Source organism: Arthrobacter sp. JCM 19049 (genome assembly GCF_001310435.1).
This window is the reverse complement of the sequence record NZ_BAXF01000621.1, coordinates 1-1,109: the sequence shown is the minus strand read 5'-3', so window position 1 is coordinate 1,109 and position 1,109 is coordinate 1. Positions and strand designations below refer to the sequence as shown.

Genomic DNA, 1,109 nt, shown 5'->3' with positions numbered 1-1,109 from the left:
GGGCCACCGGCAGGCCGGTCTGCGGCCGGCGAAAAAGATTGGGCGCTACTGGGCGAAGCCCACGCGACGCACCTGGTCCGGACCGATCTCAACGTAGCGATGCCCGGAACCGGGACGATCACGTCGCGGCCCTTGTTGTCGGTCAGTCGCAGCTGCCCGCCGTCATTCAAGGCCTTGGCAACGATTTCGGAGATTTCAGCGTTGTCCTTGTCGGATTCGAGCACGACTTCGCGGGCGACATTCTGGATGCCAATACGGATTTCCATGGAGTTCTTGATCCTCTCGAAGGTTCATTGACTGCCCCGTGCGGGCGCTGCTGCGCCCATACGCTGGACCTAGAACCAAATCTAGCTACTTTTCCTTCGGGAACCGCGCAATTCCGCGCCAAGCTAAAAGCGAGATCAATTCGATCGCCGTCTGCTGCGGCACGGCGCTGTCGGTGGTCGCCCAGTAGCGGGCGGAGACCTGGGAAAGCCCGGCCAGGGCCCGGCCAAGCAGGTTGCCCTCGTCCTCGGTGAGCGGGGTATCGGCCACTACCACCGCGGCGATGGCCTCCGAGAGCTGGGCGTTGAACTTCTCAATGCGTTCGGAGATCAATGGGTCGGCCAGCACATCGGATTCGAAGATCAGCCGGTAGGCTGGGATTCACGGCTGATGTACTGGTAATACGTGTCGATGGTGTTGTAGACGCGCTGGCGGTTGTCATCGGTGGAGGAGATGGCGGTGTCCAGCAGTTCGGAGAATTCGGCCAGGTGCACGTCCAGCAGCGCGAGGTACAGTTCCCGCTTGCCCGGGAAATGCTGGTAGAGCACCGGCTTGGAGACCTCGGCGACCTCGGCGATCTCATCCATGGACGCCCCGTGGTAGCCGTGGGCCACGAAGACCTGGTGGGCGGCGGCCAGCAGCTGGCGGCGGCGGGCCTCGCGGGGCAAGCGTTGGGTGCGTGTCCCCTTGCGTTCATCGGTACCGACATCTCGTGCCTTTCAGCGTGGTGGCCCGGGCTCGCGGCTCCCCTGGTCAGGGGCAGGCCGGGAAGCCTCCTTGTGTGTAGTATTCCACGTTCGTTGCAAAAGTGGCGCTCTTCGCGGTGGCCAGAGTGACGGAGGCCG

General features: G+C 63.6%; 3 protein-coding genes. All 3 read right to left on the bottom strand.

Going from position 1 to position 1,109, the window contains the following annotated elements; genetic code table 11:
* The coding region (locus tag JCM19049_RS15020) for a DUF3107 domain-containing protein (protein WP_279403330.1) at positions 1–266 on the bottom strand (266 nt) is incomplete at its 3' end.
* An 85-nt stretch (positions 267–351) separates the two neighbouring features.
* Complete coding sequence (locus tag JCM19049_RS22795; RefSeq protein WP_306420826.1) at positions 352–612, bottom strand: hypothetical protein; 261 nt, start codon at positions 610–612, stop codon at positions 352–354.
* 14 nt (positions 613–626) lie between these two features.
* Entirely contained in the window at positions 627–932 is a 306-nt protein-coding gene (locus tag JCM19049_RS22790; protein WP_306420825.1) for a TetR/AcrR family transcriptional regulator, read from the bottom strand.
* Between the last annotated feature and the right edge of the window lie 177 nt (positions 933–1,109).